We start from the raw sequence: 20,271 nt of genomic DNA, 5'->3' as shown, positions 1-20,271 counted from the left end.
GGAAAACGCGGAAACCCGACTGCAAAAATTTGAAACCAGCTGTAAAAACCAGACCCATCCACAGGGGCGGACCGATCCAGTCAATTCAACCAATTCATAAAACAATTGGTATCAACAAACTTGGCACACTATTGAGTTCTCAAACAACAGACACACCCGGCACCACCACAACAACAACCAGTCATGGATCGCTCCGGAGCAACTTTTCAAACTTACCGGCTGGCTTCCTACTTGTCAAACCGGCGTCCGCAACCCTGATCGCCGTGAGGCTTGAGTTTCGGTTTTTCCGGCTGACTCTGTGGACCAGCGCGGAAATAAACTCTACCACCACTCTGCCGGGATAGCCAACCGGATAGCCAACCGGCCTCCCCCCGATACCAGGCAGCCCAGATCTGGCTACGAAAAAGCCCGGAATCACAAGGATCCCGGGCCCTTCGTCAACACTTGGAACCAAGGGTCAGCCAGCGGCTGATGTACCCGGCTTGAAGTAGGCAGCACCAAGCGGCGGCAAGGTGACGCTCAGGGTGGCCGGCTGTCCGTCCTGCCCTTCCCCGGCGGCCTTCAGTTCTCCGTTGTTGAGCACCCCGGATCCGCCGTAAGTGGTGGAGTCGGTGTTGAGCACCTCGGTCCAGACACCTGCCTCCGGCACTCCCAGCGTGTAGCCGGCATGCGGCGCGCCAGAGAAGTTGATGGCGCACACCAGGGGGTTGCCCTCCTTGTCCCACCGGATGAATGAGAGAACGTTGCGGTCCGCGTCTCCCCCATTGATCCACTGGAAGCCGCCCGGTTCGTTGTCGCGGGTGTAGAGCGCGGGAGTGGAGGCGTAGAGCTCGTTGAGGTCCTTGGTCAGCAGCTGGATTCCCTTATGGGCCGGAATGTCCGCAAGCCACCAGTCGAGGCCGTGCTGTTCTGACCATTCGGCTTCCTGGCCGAATTCCGTGCCCATGAAGATGAGCTGTTTGCCGGGGTGGGCCCACTGGTACGCCAGGAAGGCACGCAGGTTGGCCAGCTGCTGCCAGCGGTCACCGGGCATCTTCCGGAGCATGGAGCCCTTGCCATGCACTACCTCGTCGTGGCTGATGGGCAGCAGGAAGTTCTCGGTGAAGGCATACACCAGGGAGAACGTGACCGTGCCGTGGTGCCATTTGCGGTTGACCGGATCCTCGGAGGCGTACTTGAGGGAATCGTGCATCCAGCCCATGTTCCACTTCAGGCCGAAGCCCAGCCCGCCGTGGCTGGTGGGGGCAGTGACGCCGGGGAATGCAGTGGATTCCTCTGCAATCATGACGGCGCCGGGGTGCGTCTTGTACACCGTGGCGTTGACTTCCTGCAGGAAGGAAATGGCCTCCAGGTTCTCCCGGCCGCCGAAGCGGTTGGGCCGCCACTGGCCCTCCTCGCGGGAGTAATCCAGATAAAGCATGGACGCTACGGCATCCACCCGCAGGCCGTCGATGTGGAACTCTTCCAGCCAGTACAGGGCATTGGCCACAAGGAAGTTGCGGACTTCTGTCCGGCCGAAGTCGAAGATCAACGTGCCCCAGTCCGGGTGCTCACCCAAGGCCGGATCGGAGTGCTCATAGAGGGGCTCGCCGTCGAACTGGGCCAGGGCCCATGCGTCCTTGGGGAAGTGTGCCGGCACCCAGTCCAGCAGGACACCGATTCCGGCCTGGTGGAGTGCGTCCACCAGGTACCGGAACTCGTCCGGGTGGCCGAACCGGGAGGTAGGGGCGAAGTACGACGTGACCTGGTAGCCCCAGGAACCTCCGAAGGGATGCTCCGCCACGGGCATGAATTCCACATGGGTGAAGCCAAGCCACTTAACGTAGTCCACCAGCTCTTTGGCCAGTTCCTTGTAGCCGAGCCCCAGCCGCCAGGAACCAAGGTGCACTTCGTAGACGCTCATGGCCGAGTTGTGCGGATCCCGCTGGGCCCGGGCTTCCATCCACGCGTCGTCCTTGAAGGCGTACGCGGGCTCCACAACACGGGAGGCGGTCAGCGGCGGGACCTCGGTTCCGAACGCGAGCGGGTCCGCCTTTTCCACCCAGTGGCCGGATCGGGTGCGGATCTCGAACTTGTAGCATGCACCGGCTGTGACGCCGGGAACGAAGATTTCCCAGACACCGGATGAGCCCAGGGAGCGGAGCGAATTCTCGCGGCCGTCCCAGCCGTTGAAGTCACCCTTGATCCGCACGGCCTGCGCGTTGGGTGCCCAAACGGCAAAGGAGACACCGTCCACGTCGCCCAGCGAGGACTTGTAGTGCTGGACATGGGCACCAAGCACCTGCCAGAGCTTCTCATGCCTGCCCTCGCCAATAAGGTGCAGGTCAACTTCACCCACGGTTGGCAGATAGCGGTACGGCTCGTCCACGATGACGGGTTCGGCCCCCGCATACGTGACGGCAAGGCGGTAGTCCGGGACGTGGCCTTGCTGCAGGGGCTCCATCACGGCCACCCATACACCGTGGGCTTCATGCTCCATGGGAACCTCGCCCACGGCCGTGATCACGGTGACGGACTCGGCCAGATGCTTCACGGTGCGGATGGTGACGTGGCCGTAGTCGTCCAGGTGCGCCCCAAGGACGGAATGGGGGGCGTGGTGTTCGCCGTTCGCGATCTTGCCCAAGGTGCCTGCATCCACATGCAGCGGCACCCCGGGATGGTCGGTTCGTGCTGAGCCTGTCATTTCGTTACCTTCCGATGCTGCCCCGGCCTGTTGACCGGCGCCGTTACCGCTGAGGAGCCGCCTGGCGGCGTTCACGGGGATCGCCAGCCAGTCGGGCCTGTTACGCATTTCATAAACTACTTCGTACAGTGCCTTGTCCAGCCACAATGCCACAAAGAGGGGCGCGTCCTTGTCCACGGTGCCGGGCGTGACCTCCGCGTAGCCGGCAAGGAAGGCATCGGCGCAATCGTCAACCCAGGAGGCCGGCACCTGCGCGCCTTCCTGCTCGCGGTGGGCGGCCCCTGCCGCGTAGTCGAAGGACCGGAGCATTCCCACCACGTCGCGGAGGGGAACGTCGGGAACGTTGCGCTCGGCGATGGGACGCAGCGGTTCGCCTTCGAAGTCGAGGATGGCCCACCGTGGCGCCGCCCCCGACTGCCCCGGAACCTGAAGGATCTGGCCGAGGTGGAGGTCCCCGTGGATCCGCTGCAGCGGACCGGCAGGGACGCCGTCGAGCCCCTTCAGCAAGGTATCCAATGCCGTGCCAAAGGGCCCGACGGCGGAGGCCGCTTCAGCCCAGGCCTGCCGGACGCGCTGGGCTACTGCCGGGGCAATCACCTTGCCGGGTTCAGCCTCTTCGGATTGTCCGAGGGCTTCGGCGAGCCGGCGGTGGACGGTTGCGGTGGCGGCTCCGAGAGCGCGCGCCTCTGCCGTAAAGTCCGTTCCGGACCGCGCTGCGTCAACAGCGAGGCGCCAGGCATCGAGCCCGCCGGCCAGAAACTCGTGCGCCACGGCCAACTCCCCTTCCGCGTGCCGGGAACCCGCAGCAGTGCCGTCAGGGGAAGGAAGGCCTTGTGCCAACCACTCACCGCGCACCCAGCCGAGGGTGGCTGGAACTTCAGCTGTACCCGCGGAAGTGAGGGCGGCGCCCACTTCGACTTCCGGGTTGGTCCCTGCCGAGAGGACACGGAAGAACTTCACGATGGCGGCTGATTCGCCGTCGTCCACGATCACTGAACTGTTGGACTGCTCTCCGGACAGCACTTTGACCACGCCGCGCGCCGTGGGCAGCCTGGGCCCTCCCGGGGTACGGAACCCGGCGGCGGTGCCGCTGGGCGCCTTCTCCCCGCCGCGCATGAGTTCGAGCCAGGCCCCCACAAAGTCGGGATCGTGCACTGCGTCGTAGACCCATGGCCTCGAAGGATCAGTGCCGGCGGCCTCGCCGATCAGGGCCCGCTCCATGCCCGCGGCCGGTGCGGGCCGGAAGCTCAGGGGGACCTGCACCACTTCGGTGCGCCGGCCGCCGTCGGCTCCCTTGGTGGTGACTTTCAGGAGGAACACCGCCAGCGCGGCGTGGCCGGAGGGATCGTCCAGCCCCAGGCTGCCTGCCTGGGCTACCTCGAATCCGGGGGTTTTGACGGGGAACCAGCGTTGCCTCGGAAGCCATTCCTGAAGCAGCGCGGTCAGGGCGGGGGTAAGGATGGGCTGGTTCATGTCAGTTCTCAATCGAGAGGATCGGCATAGCCTGCGTATAGGGGGACGAAGGATTGGACGCTGCCGAGCGGACCCGCAGCCAGAAAAAATCGTGGCTGCCCAGGGTCAGTGTCAGCGTCCCGTCCTCGTTGATGCCAGGAAATGGCTGGCCGCCGAACACATCCCGAAGGCCGCGGCCGGCGTAATCGGGAATGCGCAGCCTGGCGGCCACTGGATGCTGCGAGAGGTTGAAGGCACACAGGACGGTTTCACCGTCCACCCCGGCGGAGTTGCCGTCCGGCAGCTCCCGGAGGTACGCCAGTACGGCGTCGTGGTCTGCCTCAACGTGCTTGAAGGAACCGAGGCCGAAGGAGGGATGGTTCTTGCGGACGCTGAGGATCTGGCGCGTCCAGCGGAGCAGGGAGCCCGAGTGCGCAGCCTCGGCCTCGACGTTGGCCATGTTGTAGTTATAGACCAGGGACTGGATGACCGGCAGGTAGAGCTTGCCGGGGTCCGCGTGGGAGAAGCCTGCGTTGCGGTCGGGGTTCCACTGCATGGGGGTGCGGACGGCGTCCCGGTCTTCGAGCCAAATGTTGTCCCCCATCCCGATCTCGTCCCCGTAATACAGGAACGGGCTGCCGGGCAGCGAGAGCAGCAGCGCGTTGATCAGTTCGATCTCTGCCCGGGAGTTGTCCAGCAGGGGCGCCAGCCGGCGGCGGATGCCGATGTTGGCCCGCATCCGGGGGTCCGGCGCATACCAGCCAAGCATGGCGGCCCGCTCGTCCGCGGTGACCATCTCAAGGGTCAGCTCGTCATGGTTCCGCAGGAAGGTTCCCCACTGCGCGCCCTCGGGGATATCGGGGGTGTCCTGCATCGTCTCGATGATGGGCGCGGCCTTTTGGTCCCGGAGCGCGTAGTACAGGCGCGGCATGATCGGGAAGTGGAAGGCCATGTGGCATTCGGGCTCCTCTTCCGTGCCGAAGTACTCCACCACCTCGTTGGGCGGCTGGTTGGCCTCGGCGATGATGACGCGCCCGGGGTAGCTCTCGTCCACCATGGCCCGGAGCCTGCGGAGGAATTCGTGGGTGGCGGGCAGGTTCTCGCAGTTGGTGCCCTCCTCCTCAAAGAGATACGGGATGGCGTCGGCACGGAACCCGTCGATGCCCTGGTCCAGCCAGAACCGCACCACGTCGAACAGGGCCTCGATCACCTTGGGGTTCTCGAAATTCAGATCGGGCTGGTGGCTGAAGAACCGGTGCCAGAAAAACTGCCGCCGGATGGGGTCGAACGTCCAGTTCGATTCCTCGGTGTCCACAAAAATGATGCGGGCGTCCTGGTATTTCTCGTCCGTGTCACTCCACACATAGAAGTCGCCGTACGGGCCGTCGGGGTCCTTGCGCGATTCCTGGAACCACGGATGCTGGTCCGAGGTGTGGTTCAGGGGCAGGTCGATGATGACCCGCACGCCCCTGGCGTGCGCTTCTGCCACCAGCCGCTTGAAATCGGTGATGGTGCCGAACTCGTCCAGCACCGAGTTGTAGTCGGAGATGTCGTACCCGCCGTCACGCAGCGGCGACTGGAAGAACGGGGGCAGCCAGAGGCAGTCCACGCCCAGCCACTGCAGGTAGTCGAGCCTGTCGATGAGGCCCGAGAAATCTCCCGAGCCGTCACCGTTGGCATCCGCAAAAGCTCTGACGAGGACCTCGTAGAAAACGGCCTTCCGGTACCACAGAGGATCGTGCTGCAGGCCCGGCGCGTTCAGTTCGAAAGTGCTCTTCGGCGTGAAATGCCGGCCCGAACTTTGCGGATTAAAACTCACTGATGCGCTCTCCTGACACTCAGGATGTGTGCGGGCTCAACGTGCGGGTCGAGGCGGACGTAGTTGAACTCGCCCCATTCCCAGCTTTCCCCGGATATGAGGTCGTCCACATAGAAGCCGCCATTCGCAGTGCGGTCTTCCGGGTCCAGCTCCAGGGCCGCGAGGTCCAGGGAAACGCTGCCCTCCTTGGTGACGTGCGGATCGAGGTTCACCACCACGATGATGGTGTCCTTGGATCCGTCCGGGAGCGTCTTGTGCTTTGAGTACGCAACGGTGGAATCGTCCGTTGTGTAATGCACGGTCAGGTTCTGCAGGTCCTGCAGCGCGGGGTGCGCGTGACGAAGCTCGTTCAACCGGGTGATGTACGGTGCCAGGGTCCGCCCGGAGTGGGCCGCGGCATCCCAGTCACGTGCTTTGTATTCGAACTTTTCGTTGTCGATGTATTCTTCGGCTCCTGGCCGGGCAACGTGCTCATAAAGTTCGTAGCCGGCGTAGACGCCCCACAAGGGGCTTGCCGTGGATGCCAGCGCAGCCCGGATCTTGAAGGCTGCGGGGCCGCCGAACTGGAGGTATTCGGTGAGGATGTCCGGGGTGTTGACAAAGAAGTTGGGCCGGAAGAAGGCCGGGGACTCGTGGCTGACCTCGGTGAAGTAGTCCTCGATCTCCTTCTTGGTGTTCCGCCAGGTGAAGTAGGTGTAGGACTGCTGGAACCCGGCCCGGCCCAGCGCGTGCATCATGGCGGGGCGGGTGAAGGCTTCCGCGAGGAAGACAACGCCCGGAACCTCTTTATTCACTTCCGCGATGAGCCATTCCCAGAACCACACCGGTTTGGTGTGCGGGTTATCGACGCGGAATATTTTTACGCCGTGGCTGACCCACAGCAGGACAATACGCAGAATTTCGTTTGAGAGCCCCTCCGGGTCATTATCGAAATTCAGCGGGTAAATGTCCTGGTACTTCTTGGGCGGGTTTTCCGCATAAGCAATGCTGCCGTCCACGCGGGTGGTGAACCATTCCGGGTTCGACTGGACCCAGGGGTGGTCCGGCGCCGCCTGCAGCGCCAGGTCCAGGGCAACTTCCAGGCCCAGTTCGTTGGCCCGCGCCACAAAAGCGTCGAAGTCCTCGAACGTGCCAAGGTCCGGATGGATGGCGTCGTGGCCGCCTTCCTTGGCGCCGATGGCCCACGGCGACCCGGGATCGTTGGGGCCGGCGATCAGCGTGTTGTTGGGACCCTTGCGGTGCTGGACGCCGATGGGGTGGATGGGCGGCATGTACAGGACGTCGAAGCCCATGGCGGCGACGGCGTCGAGGCGCCTTGCGGCGGTGCGGAAGTTGCCGGAGGTCCAGGTACCCGTTTCGTGGTTGCGGACGGCTCCCTCGGAACGTGGGAAGAACTCGTACCAGGCGCCGCGGCCGGCGAGGTCGCGCTCCACCAGCAGCGGGAACTGCTCGGAGACTGTCACCAGTTCGCGGATGGGCTCGCGGCGCACGATGTCCGCCACGCCGTCGCTGAACCCGGCGGCGAGGCGCTCTTCGGGGCTGAGCGACCTGTCTGCCAGCCGGTCGGCGACCCAGCGCAATGTTGCCCGGTCCGCCTCGCTGCGGGAGGCGTCGTCGGACGCTTCACCCAGCAGCGCCGCGCCCTCGGCGAGCATCAGCTCCACGTCGATTCCGGCAGCCACCTTCACCTCGGCGTTGTGGTGCCAGGTGCCGTAGCGGTCGTGCCAGGCTTCGATGACAAAGGACCAGTCGCCAACGTCCGACGGCGTGAGGACGCCTTCCCAGCGGTCCGTTCCCATGCCGCGTTCCCCGCGCGGCGGTGCGAGCCTCACCCGCTGGCGCTCGTTGCCTTCGGGATCCAGGAGCACGGCGCTGACGCCGAGCATGTCATGCCCCTCGCGGAAGGCGGTGGCTCCAACGACTATCCCCTCACCCGGCAGGGCCTTGGCGGGGAATCTTCCACCTTCGACCACCGGCTGCACGGCGGTGATGGGAAAACGTCCAAACCGCAGGCCGTCAGTGATGCGGCCCTTCGGCTTATTGTCTAATGCGGCACTGGTTCCTGAGTTAGTCGTCACACGCTCGACGTTAGCGAGAAATGGCCGGGAATGCTAAGCCTTGCGCACTAATTTTGTTGCGCCCCGTGTCATTTACTTCATGCCACCGGTCATTTACCCAAAAGAAACCTGATGCTGGTTCCGGCTGCCCATGTTGTCCGTTAGTGTGACGCAGGTGAAGGCAATCCGCAGATTTACGGTCCGTACAGTGCTCCCCGAGCCCATCCGCCCGCTGGCCCGGCTGGCCAGCAATTTGCGCTGGTCCTGGCACCGCCCCACCCGCGAACTCTTCGCCGGGCTGAACCCCCGGCTCTGGACTGAAAGCGGCGAGGATCCGGTCGGTTTCCTGGGCCTGGTGAGCCGCGAAGAGCTGCAGCAGCTGGCTGCGGACCAGTCCGTGGTGGAACGCGTCCGGGCCGCCGAGGAGGACCTCGACCGCTACCTCGAGGAGCCGCGCTGGTACCAGAGCCTGGGACCCGATGCGCCGGCCGCGATTGCCTACTTCTCCCCCGAATTCGGCATCACTGAAGTCCTTCCGCAGTACTCCGGCGGCCTGGGCATCCTGGCCGGGGACCACCTGAAGGCCGCCTCGGACCTGGGCGTGCCCCTGATCGGCGTTGGCCTGCTGTACCAGGCCGGGTACTTCAAGCAGTCCCTCTCCCGGGATGCCTGGCAGCAGGAAACCTACCCGGTCCTGGATCCTGACGGACTCCCGCTCACCCTGCTCCGCGAGCCTTCCCCGGACGGCAACGGCCGCCCCCTGCAGGTCTCGCTGCCCCTGCCCAACAACCGGCGCCTGCTGGCACACATCTGGCGGGCCGACGTCGGCCGTGTCCCGCTGCTGCTCCTGGATTCCAACGTCCCGGGCAACGACGAGGCGGCCCGCAGCATCACCGACCGCCTGTACGGCGGCGGCGGGGACCACCGGCTGCAGCAGGAACTGCTGCTGGGCATGGGCGGGGTTAAGGCACTGCGCGCTTTCCAGAAGCTCACCGGAACGGTGGCCCCGGAGGTTTTCCACACCAACGAGGGCCACGCCGGCTTCCTGGGCATCGAACGCATCCAGGAACTGATGGCCGGGGACGAGGCACTTACCTTCGACGAGGCATTGGCTGCCGGCCGTGCCTCCACCGTTTTCACCACCCACACGCCGGTGCCCGCGGGCATCGACCGGTTTGAAATCGCACAGATCCACCACTTCTTCCAGGCTGGCCTGGCACCATCTGTGCCCGTGGACCGGATCCTGGAGCTGGGCCGGGAAAACTACGCCGACGGCAACGCGTCAGTGTTCAACATGGCCGTGATGGGCCTGCGGCTGGCGCAGCGCGCCAACGGCGTGGCCAAGCTGCACGGCGAAGTGTCCCGCGGCATGTTCTCTGCCCTGTGGCCGGGATTCGACCACTCCGAAGTACCCATCACTTCTGTTACCAACGGCGTGCACGTGCCCACCTGGGTGGACAGCCGGATTTCCAAGCTCGCCCGGGACCAGTTCGGCAGTGAAGCGGAAGCCAACGGCCGGTGGGACCTGGCCTACAACGTCAGCGATGCCGACGTGTGGGCACTGCGCCGCGAGATGCGGGCAGCCCTGGTGGAGGATGTCCGCAAGCGGCTGCGCGCAGCCTGGAAGAAACGCGGCGCCGCCGACGCCGAGCTGGGCTGGACGGACAACGTCCTGGACCCGGACGTGCTCACCATCGGGTTCGCCCGCCGTGTTCCCACGTACAAGCGCCTCACGCTGATGCTGCGCGAGCCCGAAAGGCTCAAGGCACTGCTGCTACACAAGGAACACCCCATCCAGCTGGTCATCGCCGGCAAATCCCATCCCGCTGACGACGCGGGCAAAAAGATGATCCAGGACCTGGTCCGCTTCACGGATGATCCCGAGGTCCGCCACCGCATCGCGTTCCTGCCGAACTACGACATCGCGATGGCGCGCACCCTCTTCCCGGGCTGCGATGTGTGGTTGAATAACCCGCTCCGTCCGCTTGAGGCCTGCGGAACCTCGGGCATGAAGGCCGCCCTGAACGGTTCGTTGAACCTCTCCGTCCTGGACGGCTGGTGGGATGAGATGTACGACGGCGAAAACGGCTGGGCGATCCCCACCGCCAATAACGGCGCATCGCCGGAGGAACGCGACGATATCGAGGCCGCCGCCCTGTACGAACTCCTGGAAACCCAGGTGGCCCCGCGCTTCTACGGCAGCACGGTGTCCGAAAGCGCGGGCGCCGCAGGGCCGTCCACAGCGTCGGGCGCCGAGAAGGTGCCGACGCACTGGGTGTCCATGATCAAGCACACGCTCTCGCACCTCGGACCGAAGGTCTCGGCCGAGCGAATGCTGCGCGACTACGTGAACATCCTCTACCGCCCGGCGGCCGAGGCGGGACGCAGCGCCGGAGCGAACTCGTACTCGCAGGCCCGCAATCTCGCAGCCTGGACGGCCAACGTCCGCTCCGCGTGGCCGCACGTGCATGTTGAGCATGTGGACTCGGTGGGGGTTTCCGAGGACCCGCAGATCGGCGACACTCTCCAGGTCAATGCCTACGTGGCCCTGAACAGCCTCACCCCGGAGGACGTCAGCGTGGAAGTGGCCTACGGCCGGGCCGAGGAAAGCGACACCTTGGCAGAGATCACCGTGATGGAACTCAAGGTCCAGGAAGACCTGGGCAGCGGCCGGCACCTGTTCAGCGGTTCCCTGGTGATCGACCGTTCCGGGTCCTTCGGTTACACCGTCAGGGTGCTGCCGCGGCATGACGCACTGGCGTCCAAGGCTGAGCTGGGACTGATCGTCAACGCGTAACGGCTGACGCCGGACGCGCGGCAGGAGAAACGCAGCAGGAGGAACCCATGAACGACCGTACCGTGGCAGACCTGATAGTTGACCGGCTCGAAACATGGGGCGTCAGCCGCGTGTTCGGCTACAGCGGGGACGGGATCAACGGGTTTATGGGCGCCTTGCGCCGGGCCGAAGGCCGCGTTGAATTCGTGCAGGCACGGCACGAGGAAACCGCGGCCTTCATGGCCGTGGGCCACGCCAAGTACACCGGCGGGGTGGGCGTAGTGACCTCCACCCAGGGACCTGGCGCCGTCCACCTGCTGAACGGCCTGTACGACGCAAAGCTCGACGGCGTGCCCGTGGTGGCCATCGTGGGCCAGCAGAGCCGCACCGTGCTGGGCTCGGCCTACATGCAGGAAATTGAGCTCACCGTTCTGTTCAAGGACGTTGCAGCCCAGTTCGTGCAACAGGTCAACGCCCCTGAGCAGCTGCCCATGGTCCTGGACCGTGCGTTCCGGACGGCAAAGGCCACCTCCTCGCCCTGCGTGGTGATCCTGCCGCATGACATCCAGTCCGCGCCCGCGCCCGAGCCGGAGCAGGAGCACGGCGTGGTGGTCACCGCGCCGTCCTGGAGCACCTCGGCCAAGACCCCGCGTACGGAAGACCTGGATGCTGCCGCGGCGATCCTCAACGGCGCCACGAAGGTGGCGCTCCTGGTTGGCCAGGGCGCACGCCACGCCGGGGCGGACGTGGTGGCTGTCGCAGAACAGCTTGGCGCCGGGATCGCCACCAGCCTGCTGGGCAAGCCGTACGTGGATGAAACCCTGCCCTTTGCCGTGGGCACGATGGGACATTTAGGCAGCACGGCCAGTGCACACCTGCTGGGAAACTGCGATGCCCTGCTCATCGTGGGTTCGAACGATCCCTGGACCGAGTTTTATCCCCCGCCCGGCGCCGCACGGGCCGTCCAGATCGACATCGACGAGCGGAAGATCGGCAACCGCTACCCTGTCGAAGTCGGCCTGGCCGGCGACGCCGCGGCCGCACTGCAAGCGCTCAGTTCACGGCTGACAGCGCGTCCCCGCGGACAGTGGCGCGACGACGTCGAACAGGAGGTTCTCCGCTGGCGGGCGTTGGCGGAGGAACGCGCAACTGTCCCGGCCAGTCCGGTGAACCCGGAGCGGGTGGTGCGGGAGCTGAACGGCCGGCTGCCGGCCAACGCGCAGTTAAGTATCGACGTCGGCAGTTGCGTTTACTGGTATGCCCGCCAGCTGGTCCTTCCGCCCGGCGTTCCAGCGCACCTTTCGGGCACGCTGGCCAGCATGGGCTGCTCCATCCCGTACGGCATTGCCGCAAAGCTTGCCCATCCGGACCGGCCGCTGGTAGCGCTGGCCGGGGACGGCGCCATGCAGATGGCCGGGATCGCCGAACTGGTAACCGTGGCGCACCGCTGGCGGCAGTGGCAGGACCCGCGGTTCATTGTGTGCGTCTTCAATAACCGGGAGCTCACCGAAGTCACCTGGGAGCAGCGCGAGTCCGAGGGCGAACCCAGGTTCAAGGACAGCCAGGAGCTCCCGGACTTTCCGTTCGCGGGCTACGCCGAACTGCTGGGTTTCACGGGTATCCGGGTGGAGGACCCGGAGCTTCTTGGGGACGCCTGGGAGCGGGCGTTCGCAGCGGAGCGGCCGGTGGTGATCGAGGTCCTGACCGACCCCGAGGTCCCCCTCCTCCCACCCTTCCCGGGTGGCAAGGAGAAAGCCGAAAGCATGCGCAAGGCCCTGGCCGAAGAGGACGGCGGCGGCCGGGCACTGCGCCTGCTGGACACCTACACCGGACAGGAAGAGCGCGGCCAGGGCGGGGCTGGCTAAAAACAGGGCTGGATTTACAGCAGGCCGGGTTTACAGCAGGACGGCGGTGACGGCCAGGTCCTTTCCGGCGTAGCGCTCGGCGTCCTGGAGGACCTCGCACATGACCCCGAAGGACCGGTCGGCGCGGAACGGGGCAGCCACCTGCCAGAGGACCGTGACCGGCGGATTGCCGTTCTCCGTGATGCTGTCCGCGAAGTCATGGAGTGAATCGTTGAGGGCATCCAGGTTCACGCCGTAGTGTTCCGGGAAGTTCAGGACCTCGCCGAAGGTTTCCAGGACTGCTCTTTTGCTGTCGGCTGCGGGGACCACCAGGCTGCGGCGTCCGGCGTCTGCCACCTGCTCCTGCAGTTCTTCCAGAGTCCAGGTGTCGCCGGAGTAGATCTTCATGGCTGTGCTCAGCTGCCTTCCGCAATGAATCGAAATGTCTCGTAGTGATCATCGGTGTAGTACTTTTCCCCGCCATCGCCGGCGACGATCCGCCGGGCTCCCCGGTCTGATTCTCCGGGCGTGGGCACAGTGTATTCGCGGTAGTAGCCCCTGTCCCTCCGCGGGAGGATGCGTTCGAAGTTTCCGAACGCCTGGTTGTCCTGGCTGTAGCGGAAGGGGCCCCCGGACCGGATGAGGCCGAGCGTGCTCCGGGCTTCGGCAGGAAGGGCGGACTCGCGCACCTCCGGCAGTCCTGACGGGTTGTCCGGGACGGCTGCAGGGGGCGCAGCGGCGCCCCCTGAGCCAGGCGCAGCAGCAGTGGAAACAGGCGGCAGCGGCGCCGCGCTCGAGGTGCCCTCCGCCGTCGTACCTTGCGTGAGCTGGCCCAGGACGCCGGTGCCGCCGAACGCCAGGAGCGCCAGCACAACAAGTGCGGCCAGCAGCAAGGACAGGATGTTGCGGTTGCGCATGGATTCTCCGGCGGCTACGTGCGGTAGATGTTGATGGAGTTGGCCTCGACGAGGTCCTTCTCCCCGGGGGAAACCCTGATGCCCTGCCGGAGCTCGTGCAGCGGCGATGTGGTCAGCCGAAGCTCGAACTGGCCGTGGTCGGCGCCTTCTGCAGCGACACGGGGCAGGGTGATCTGCACGTCCGAGGTATTGCCGTTCACTACCACCAGGCCGGCCAGGGTGCCGTCATCGGAGCCGAGCAGGAGCTGCACCACGCGGTGCTGCGGATCGTTCCAGCGTTCCATGGACATGGGTTGGCCGGTGTGGTCGAACCAGTGGAGATAGGACTGTCCGTCCTGCACCGGGAAGTCATGGGGCTGGGCGGCCAGGAACTCTTTCCGCAGGCGGATGTACCGCTTGGTGCTGCGGAGCATCTCGTGGGATTCGGGAGTCGCAGTCCAGTCGAGCCAGGCGATGGCGTTGTCCTGGCAGTAGGCGTTGTTGTTTCCCTGCTGGGTCCGGGCCAGCTCGTCCCCGGCGGTGATCATGGGGACGCCGAGGGAAACCATCAACGAAGCCATCAGGTTCCGGCGCGACTGCGCACGCGCGGCGAGGATGGCGCCGTCCTCGGTAGGGCCTTCAAAACCGTGGTTGTAGCTGCGGTTGTCGCCGTGCCCGTCCCGGTTCTGCTCGCCGTTGGCCTCGTTGTGCTTCCTGTCATAGGAGACAAGATCGTTCATGGTGAAGCCATCGTGGGAGGTGATGTAGTTCAGCGAGGCCAGGCGGGAACGGCCGGATGCGGCAAAGAGGCCGGCAGAGCCTGAGAGGACATCCGCGAGCCTGGACACCGAACCGCCCTGGCCGCCGGACTCAAGGGAAGCCCGGTCCGCCAGCCAGAAGGAGCGCACGGCGTCGCGGAAGTGGTCGTTCCAGTCTGCCCAGCCCGCCGGGAACCGCCCGGTCTGCCAGCCGCCGTAGCCCACATCCCAGGGTTCGGCGATGAGTTTCACATCTGACAGGACGGGATCCGCTGCAATGTCTTCCAGGAACTGGTGTTTGGGATCGAACTCGTTGGCGGCATTCCGGCAGAGCGTCACCGCCAGGTCAAACCGGAAGCCGTCGATGTGGAACTCATCCACCCAGTACCGCAACGAGTCCAGGACCAGCTGCACCACCTGGGGCCGGGAAAAGTCCAGGCTGTTGCCGCAGCCGGTGGTGTCCACATACCTGCCGTTCCCGTCGGTGCGGTAGTAGGTGTCCTCCCCCAGGCCCCGGAAGTTCAGCGTCTGGCCACCGGCACCGCCCTCGGCGGTGTGGTTGTACACCACGTCCAGGATGACTTCCAGCCCGGCGGCATGCAGCGCCTTGACCATGCCTTTGAACTCGTCCTGGACCGCCTGCGGGCCGGCTTCCTGCGCCGCCCTGGTGGCGTAGCCCGGGTGCGGGGCGAAAAAGGCCGCGGTGTTGTAACCCCAGTAGTTGGTCAGGCCCAGGTCCTGCAAATGCGGTTCATCCAGATGGAAGTGCACGGGCAGCAGCTGGACCGACGTGATACCCAGGCTCTTGAAGTGCTCAATGATGGCAGGGTGGGCCAGGCCCGCGTAGGTGCCGCGGAGTTCCTCAGGCACGTCCGGGTGGAGCATGCTCTGCCCGCGGACATGGGCCTCATAGACAATGGTGTCCCGCCACGGCAGCTTCAGCCGCGCGTCCAATCCCCAGTCGAAGTCGGCGGCCGTCCGCACGCTCGCCAGGAAACCCTCTGACTGGTCCACGGCGCGGCCGTAAGGGTCCAGCAGCAGCGGCTGCCCGCCGTCGTCGTCCATGCCGCCTGCCGGCACAGCCAGCGGCAGGGACTCACCGGCGGCCGCCCTCCGGAAGCCATACCTGGAGCCGTATGGCAGGTTGTCCACCATCCCGTGATGGACGTCCTGGCTCACGTTGGGAAGCGCCTGGACACGCCAGTCGCCGCCGGGAGCCTTGTAGACAATCTCCAGGTTCCGGACCCCGGGGGCGTAGCAGGCAACGTTGGCCTGAGCAGAGGGCCCCTTGCCGTTGCCGGCTGAGCCCGCACGGGCTGTGGCCCCGCGCGGGACACTGACACCAAGTGGAAGAGCCGTTGAGGCATCCGTGGCGGAAGCGGCAGTATCAAAGAGCGGCATGACCATCACCTAAATTTTAGCCGCCACTGACCTGCTATTTTGCCGCGCGCTGGCGGGACACTTCATACAGGGAGATGCCAACGGCCATCGACGCGTTCAGGGATTCCATCGCGGAGTCGATCGGAATCGACACAATCTGGTCGCAGTTTTCGCGGACCAGGCGGCTGAGGCCCTTGCCTTCGGAGCCCACCACGATGCACACCGGTTCGGTGGCGAGGGTCAGGTCCGGCAGTGAGACGTCGCCGTCGCCGTCCAGGCCCAGGACAAAGATGCCCATGTTCTTGAACTGCTTCAGCGCGTTGTTCAGGTTGGAGGCGCGGGCCACCGGGACACGCACGGCCGCGCCGGCGCTGGTTTTCCAGGCGGAAGCGGTGACGCCCACCGAGCGGCGTTCCGGGACGATGACGCCGTGGCCGCTGAAGGCGGAAACGGAGCGGATGATGGCGCCCAGGTTGCGGGGGTCGGTAATGCCGTCGAGGGCGACGAAGAGCGGCGCGTTGGCGACGTGGCCCTTCTTCCACTTCGCCACGGTGTCCTCGGCGAGCTCGTAGGCGTCCTGGTACTCGTACGGCGGGATCTGGAGCACCAGGCCCTGGTGGACGGCGTCGTCGGTCATCCGGTCCAGCTCGGGTTTACCGGTTTCCATCAACGGGATGCCGCGCTCGGCTGCAATCTTCAGGGATTCCTTGACCCGGTCATCCATTTCGATGCGGATGGCAACGTGCAGGGCTTTGGCCGGGATGCCGGCCCGGAGCGCTTCCACCACGGAGTTCCGGCCGGTCACCACTTCTTCGGTGGCGCGTCCCTTGGGGCCGGACTTGGCCGCACCGGCGCTGCGGGCACCCGTGTTGCGCTTGGCGGCGGACCGCTCGGAGAGCTGCTTGGCCTTGTGCGCTTTGTGGTACGGGCGGTCCTCCGCCTTGGGCGTGGGGCCCTTGCCTTCGAGGGCCTTGCGGCCATGGCCACCGGTTCCGATGGTTGGGCCCTTCTTCGCTTTAACCGATCGGCGACCATTGTTGGCCATTGTGTTCCACCCTTGATTGTGCTGACTGAGTCTGCATACCAGTCTACTGACCGAAGAAAAATCGGACGATCCGTGGTGTGGGGGTGCCCGGCGCGGGGTTTGGCGTCAGTCCCGCTTCAGGCTCCAGGTTGCGCCGTCCGGCCCGTCCTCCACCACAACGCCGGCCTGGTTGAGTGTGTCCCGGATGGCGTCGGATGCTGCCCAGTTCTTTTCGGCCCTGGCCGCTGCCCGGGCCTCCAGCTGTGCCTGCACGAGGACGTCGAGGGCTGCGGCTTCCTTGCTGTTGCCGGCGTCTGAACCGGCCACTGCGTTGAGGCCGAGGACGTCGGTCATCACTGCCACCGTGTGCATTGCGAGGCGGGCCGCGTCATCGTTGCCTTCGGCGAGGGCCGTGTTGCCGGCGCGCACCGTTTCGTGAAGTGCTGCCAGCGCACGCGGAACGTTGAGGTCGTCGTCCATCGCGGCGGAGAACGCGCTGAGGGTGTCCAGGGAGGAACCGTTCGTGCCGGCAATAGAACCGAAGTCCGCACCGAACTTGGCGGCGGCTTTGGCGATGAACCCGTCAATGCGTTCGACGGCGGCTGCGGCTTCCTGCAGCGAGGTGGGCCGGTAGTCCAGGATTGAGCGGTAGTGCGCCTGGCCGAGGTAGTACCGGACCACCCGGGGTGGGGCCAGTTCCAGCATCTCCGCCGGGCTGACTGTGTTCCCGATGGACTTCGACATCTTTTCGCCCTCATAGGTGACCATGCCATTGTGCATCCAGAAGTTGGCGAACGGGTGGCCTGCCGCCTGGGACTGGGCCAGTTCGTTTTCATGGTGCGGGAACCGCAGGTCCAGGCCGCCGCCGTGGATATCGAACTCGGTACCGAGGTATTTGGTGACCATGGCCGAGCATTCCAGGTGCCAGCCCGGCCGGCCTGCTCCCCAGGGGGAAGCCCAGCTTGCCGTCGCCGGCTCACCGGCTTTGGAACCCTTCCACAGCGCGAAGTCCCGGGGATCACGCTTGCCCCGCGGGTCGGCGTCGGGAGCTGCCTGCATGTCGTCGATGTTCTGCCGGGTGAGGGAACCGTATTTGCTCCAAGACCGGACATCGAAGTAGACGTCCCCGGAATCGTCCAGCGCCGGGTAGGCGTGGCCGCGGTCGATCAGTTGCTGGATGAGCGCATGCATTTCCGGGATGTGGCCGGTGGCGCGGGGTTCGTAGGTGGGCCGGGAGACGCCCAGGGCGTCGTAGGCCTTCAGGAACTCCTGCTCGTAGCGGTAAGCGAGGGCCCACCACTCTTCGCCGGGCACTTCCCCGGGCTCAGGCGTGAAACCCGGCGCGAAGGATGCTTCGGACTTGGCAAGGATCTTGTCGTCGATGTCCGTGACGTTCCGGACCACCGTGACCCGGAGGCCGCGGTATTGCAGCCAGCGGGTGAGCTGGTCGAAGGCAATGGCGGAGCGGATGTGGCCAACATGGGGCATGCCCTGCACCGTGGCCCCGCAGTAGTAGAGGCTGGCCTTGCCCTCGACGAGGGGGACGAAGTTCCGGACTTCGGCGGAGGCAGTGTCATAGAAGCGCAGGGTCACCGCTCCAGATTAGCCGATGGCGCCGGGCTGGCTTGGATACACCAGTGCAGTGGCCACAGCGCTGATGCCTTCGCCGCGGCCGGCGAACCCCAGCCCGTCACTCGTTGTTGCCGTAACGCTGACCGGCGCGCCGGCCGCCTCGCTCAGAACCCGTTGTGATTCCTCCCGCCGGGGGCCGAACTTGGGCCGGTTGGCCACGAACTGGACCGCAACATTGCCGATTTCAAAACCGGCTGCGCGCACAATCCGGGCGGCTTCCGCGAGCAGCGTTACCCCGGACGCGCCGGCGAACTCAGGGCGGCTGGTTCCGAAGTGCGTTCCGAGGTCGCCGATGCCTGCTGCCGAAAAAAGGGCGTCAGCGGCCGCGTGGGCCACCGGGTCACCGTCGGAGTGCCCGGCCAGGCCACGCTCCCCCTCCCAGAAGAGGCCGCCAAGCCAGAGCGGACGGGGCGCGTCCTCGGCTGCGTAGGCATGGACGTCGAGGCCGATGCCGGTGCGGGGAAGAATCGCTGTGATGTCCATGGCCTAGCCCTCCACCCACCGGGCGCCCAGGGGCCCTTCCAACAGTCCCTCGGCAATGATCAGGTCCAGCGGGGTGGTGATCTTCAGTGACTGGCTGGAACCGCGGACGGCATGGACGGGCATGCCCAGCATTTCCACAAGCATGGCGTCATCGGTCACGGCAGCGGACTGCTGCTGGTCCAGGGTGCGGGCGGCCTCATGCGCTTTCAGGAGGGTGGCGAGCTGGAAGCCCTGGGGTGTCTGCACGGCGCGCAGTTCCTCCCGCGGCGCGGTGCCGGTCACGATCTCCGGCGCCAGGGCGCTGTCCTCCCCTGTGGTCGCCGCAACGGTTTTGACGGTATCCACCACGGCGACGGCGGGAATCACCGCGGCAGCGCCGGCCGCCAGGGCGTCAGCCACCCGGTGGAAGACGGATTCGGGGGTCAGCGCACGGGCGGCGTCGTGGACCAGGACCGCCTCGATCCCGTCCATCAGGGCTGCAATGCCAGCCCGGACGGAGTCGGGGCGGGTGGCGCCGCCGTCGACAATCGAAAGGAGGGGGCCGCCGTCGGCCAGTTCCTCCCTGAAGTCCTCGCACAGTTGCCGCAGGGCAGTGTCCGCAGCCGGCAGCGCAATGCACACCTGGCTGCTGACGCCGGAAGCAACAATCCCCCGCAGGGCATGCATCAGAATGGGTTCGCCGCCCAGGGGCACGGCTGCTTTGGGCATGCCGTAGCCAAGCCGCTGCCCGGAGCCGGCGGCCACCAGGATCACGGCGGTGACAAGGCGCGTGGGAGTTTCACTCATGCCGACTAGCCTACGTCGCTGCGGGCCGCCCCGCCCGGACCTGAATCCGGGCAAAAAGAAGCCCCGGCGGCACTTGGGTGCCACCGGGGTTCAATTCTTAGGAAGCCAGGACCTCGTCGAGAACGCTTGCAGCCTTCTCTTCGTCGGTCTTTTCAGCCAGCGCCAGTTCTGAAATCAGAATCTGCCGGGCTTTGGCCAGCATTCGCTTCTCGCCTGCGGAAAGGCCCCGGTCGTGATCGCGGCGCCACAGGTCGCGGACGACCTCTGCAACCTTGATGACGTCACCGGAAGCAAGCTTCTCCAGATTTGCCTTGTACCTGCGTGACCAGTTGGTGGGCTCTTCGGTGAACTCGGCGCGAAGCACATCAAACACGTGCTCCAGGCCTTCCTTGCCCACTACGTCCCGAACCCCAACAAGATCAACATTCTCTGCTGGAACTTCAATGGTCAGATCACCCTGAGCCACCTTGAGCTTGAGATACATTTTCTCTTCGCCCTTGATGGTGCGCATCTTGATTTCTTCAATCTTCGCAGCACCATGGTGAGGGTAAACTACTGTCTCGCCGACCTCAAATACCATGTGGACATTTCCCCTTTCCCGCAGACCAGTTTATCACGATTCAGGCATATGACCGGCCGGCAAAAAGGCCCCGAACCGCGAAAATCCGCGGAAAAACAGCA

14 protein-coding genes are annotated in these 20,271 nt (G+C 65.5%); 3 read left to right on the top strand and 11 right to left on the bottom strand.

Annotation, left to right across the window (positions count from 1 at the left end):
• A partial coding sequence (locus QRN11_RS21405; RefSeq protein ID WP_285314421.1) for a hypothetical protein occupies window positions 1-344 on the top strand: 344 nt, incomplete at its 5' end.
• A gap of 113 nt (window positions 345-457) precedes the next feature.
• Here QRN11_RS21405 and QRN11_RS21400 read toward each other — a convergent pair.
• The 3 genes from QRN11_RS21400 to QRN11_RS21390 are packed head-to-tail and all read right to left on the bottom strand — an operon-like array spanning window position 458 to window position 8,032.
• Window positions 458-4,156, bottom strand: coding sequence for a 1,4-alpha-glucan branching enzyme (locus QRN11_RS21400; protein WP_285314420.1), 3,699 nt, complete (start codon window positions 4,154-4,156; stop codon window positions 458-460).
• A 1-nt stretch (window position 4,157) separates the two neighbouring features.
• Window positions 4,158-5,954 (bottom strand): maltose alpha-D-glucosyltransferase, encoded by a 1,797-nt coding sequence (gene treS, locus QRN11_RS21395; protein WP_091422274.1) that lies wholly within the window; start codon window positions 5,952-5,954, stop codon window positions 4,158-4,160.
• Window positions 5,951-8,032, bottom strand: a complete 2,082-nt coding sequence (locus QRN11_RS21390) for an alpha-1,4-glucan--maltose-1-phosphate maltosyltransferase (RefSeq protein WP_285314419.1) — start codon at window positions 8,030-8,032, stop codon at window positions 5,951-5,953. The genes treS and QRN11_RS21390 overlap by 4 nt, the downstream gene beginning before the upstream one ends.
• A 154-nt stretch (window positions 8,033-8,186) precedes the next feature.
• On the opposite strand from QRN11_RS21390, the gene glgP reads away from it, so the two are divergent.
• Together glgP and QRN11_RS21380 are read left to right on the top strand one after the other, a co-directional pair.
• Window positions 8,187-10,808 carry an alpha-glucan family phosphorylase gene (glgP, locus tag QRN11_RS21385; protein ID WP_285314418.1) on the top strand — a complete coding sequence of 874 codons (2,622 nt, stop codon included), beginning with the start codon at window positions 8,187-8,189 and terminating at the stop codon, window positions 10,806-10,808.
• 47 nt (window positions 10,809-10,855) lie between these two features.
• On the top strand, window positions 10,856-12,652 hold the full coding sequence (locus tag QRN11_RS21380) for a thiamine pyrophosphate-requiring protein (protein ID WP_285314417.1): 1,797 nt from the start codon (window positions 10,856-10,858) through the stop codon (window positions 12,650-12,652).
• 30 nt (window positions 12,653-12,682) lie between these two features.
• Here QRN11_RS21380 and QRN11_RS21375 read toward each other — a convergent pair whose 3' ends face one another.
• The 8 genes from QRN11_RS21375 to QRN11_RS21340 form a co-directional block, all read right to left on the bottom strand.
• Complete coding sequence (locus QRN11_RS21375) at window positions 12,683-13,039, bottom strand: barstar family protein (protein ID WP_142059007.1); 357 nt, start codon at window positions 13,037-13,039, stop codon at window positions 12,683-12,685.
• 8 nt (window positions 13,040-13,047) lie between these two features.
• A complete protein-coding gene (locus QRN11_RS21370) occupies window positions 13,048-13,548 on the bottom strand; it encodes a guanyl-specific ribonuclease (protein ID WP_285314416.1) in 501 nt (166 codons plus the stop codon).
• A gap of 14 nt (window positions 13,549-13,562) precedes the next feature.
• The gene (glgX, locus tag QRN11_RS21365) at window positions 13,563-15,692 is read right to left on the bottom strand and encodes a glycogen debranching protein GlgX (RefSeq protein WP_285314415.1); all 2,130 of its coding nucleotides are present in this window, start codon (window positions 15,690-15,692) and stop codon (window positions 13,563-13,565) included.
• A 28-nt stretch (window positions 15,693-15,720) separates the two neighbouring features.
• Complete coding sequence (gene rlmB / locus QRN11_RS21360) at window positions 15,721-16,710, bottom strand: 23S rRNA (guanosine(2251)-2'-O)-methyltransferase RlmB (protein WP_142059001.1); 990 nt, start codon at window positions 16,708-16,710, stop codon at window positions 15,721-15,723.
• A 105-nt stretch (window positions 16,711-16,815) separates the two neighbouring features.
• Entirely contained in the window at window positions 16,816-18,282 is a 1,467-nt protein-coding gene (cysS, locus tag QRN11_RS21355; RefSeq protein WP_285314414.1) for a cysteine--tRNA ligase, read from the bottom strand.
• A 9-nt stretch (window positions 18,283-18,291) separates the two neighbouring features.
• Window positions 18,292-18,804: a 2-C-methyl-D-erythritol 2,4-cyclodiphosphate synthase gene (gene ispF, locus QRN11_RS21350; RefSeq protein WP_091422257.1), complete on the bottom strand. Its 513-nt coding sequence runs from the start codon at window positions 18,802-18,804 to the stop codon at window positions 18,292-18,294.
• A 3-nt stretch (window positions 18,805-18,807) separates the two neighbouring features.
• Window positions 18,808-19,590, bottom strand: coding sequence for a 2-C-methyl-D-erythritol 4-phosphate cytidylyltransferase (gene ispD / locus QRN11_RS21345; RefSeq protein WP_285314413.1), 783 nt, complete (start codon window positions 19,588-19,590; stop codon window positions 18,808-18,810).
• Between the two features lie 97 nt (window positions 19,591-19,687).
• Window positions 19,688-20,170, bottom strand: a complete 483-nt coding sequence (locus QRN11_RS21340; RefSeq protein WP_011690592.1) for a CarD family transcriptional regulator — start codon at window positions 20,168-20,170, stop codon at window positions 19,688-19,690.
• Window positions 20,171-20,271 lie beyond the last annotated feature (101 nt).

This window comes from Pseudarthrobacter sp. fls2-241-R2A-168, from assembly GCF_030209335.1.
Taxonomy (GTDB): Bacteria; Actinomycetota; Actinomycetes; order Actinomycetales; family Micrococcaceae; genus Arthrobacter.
Note: the sequence above shows the minus strand (reverse complement) of the source record. Positions and strands in the feature narration are given on the sequence as shown.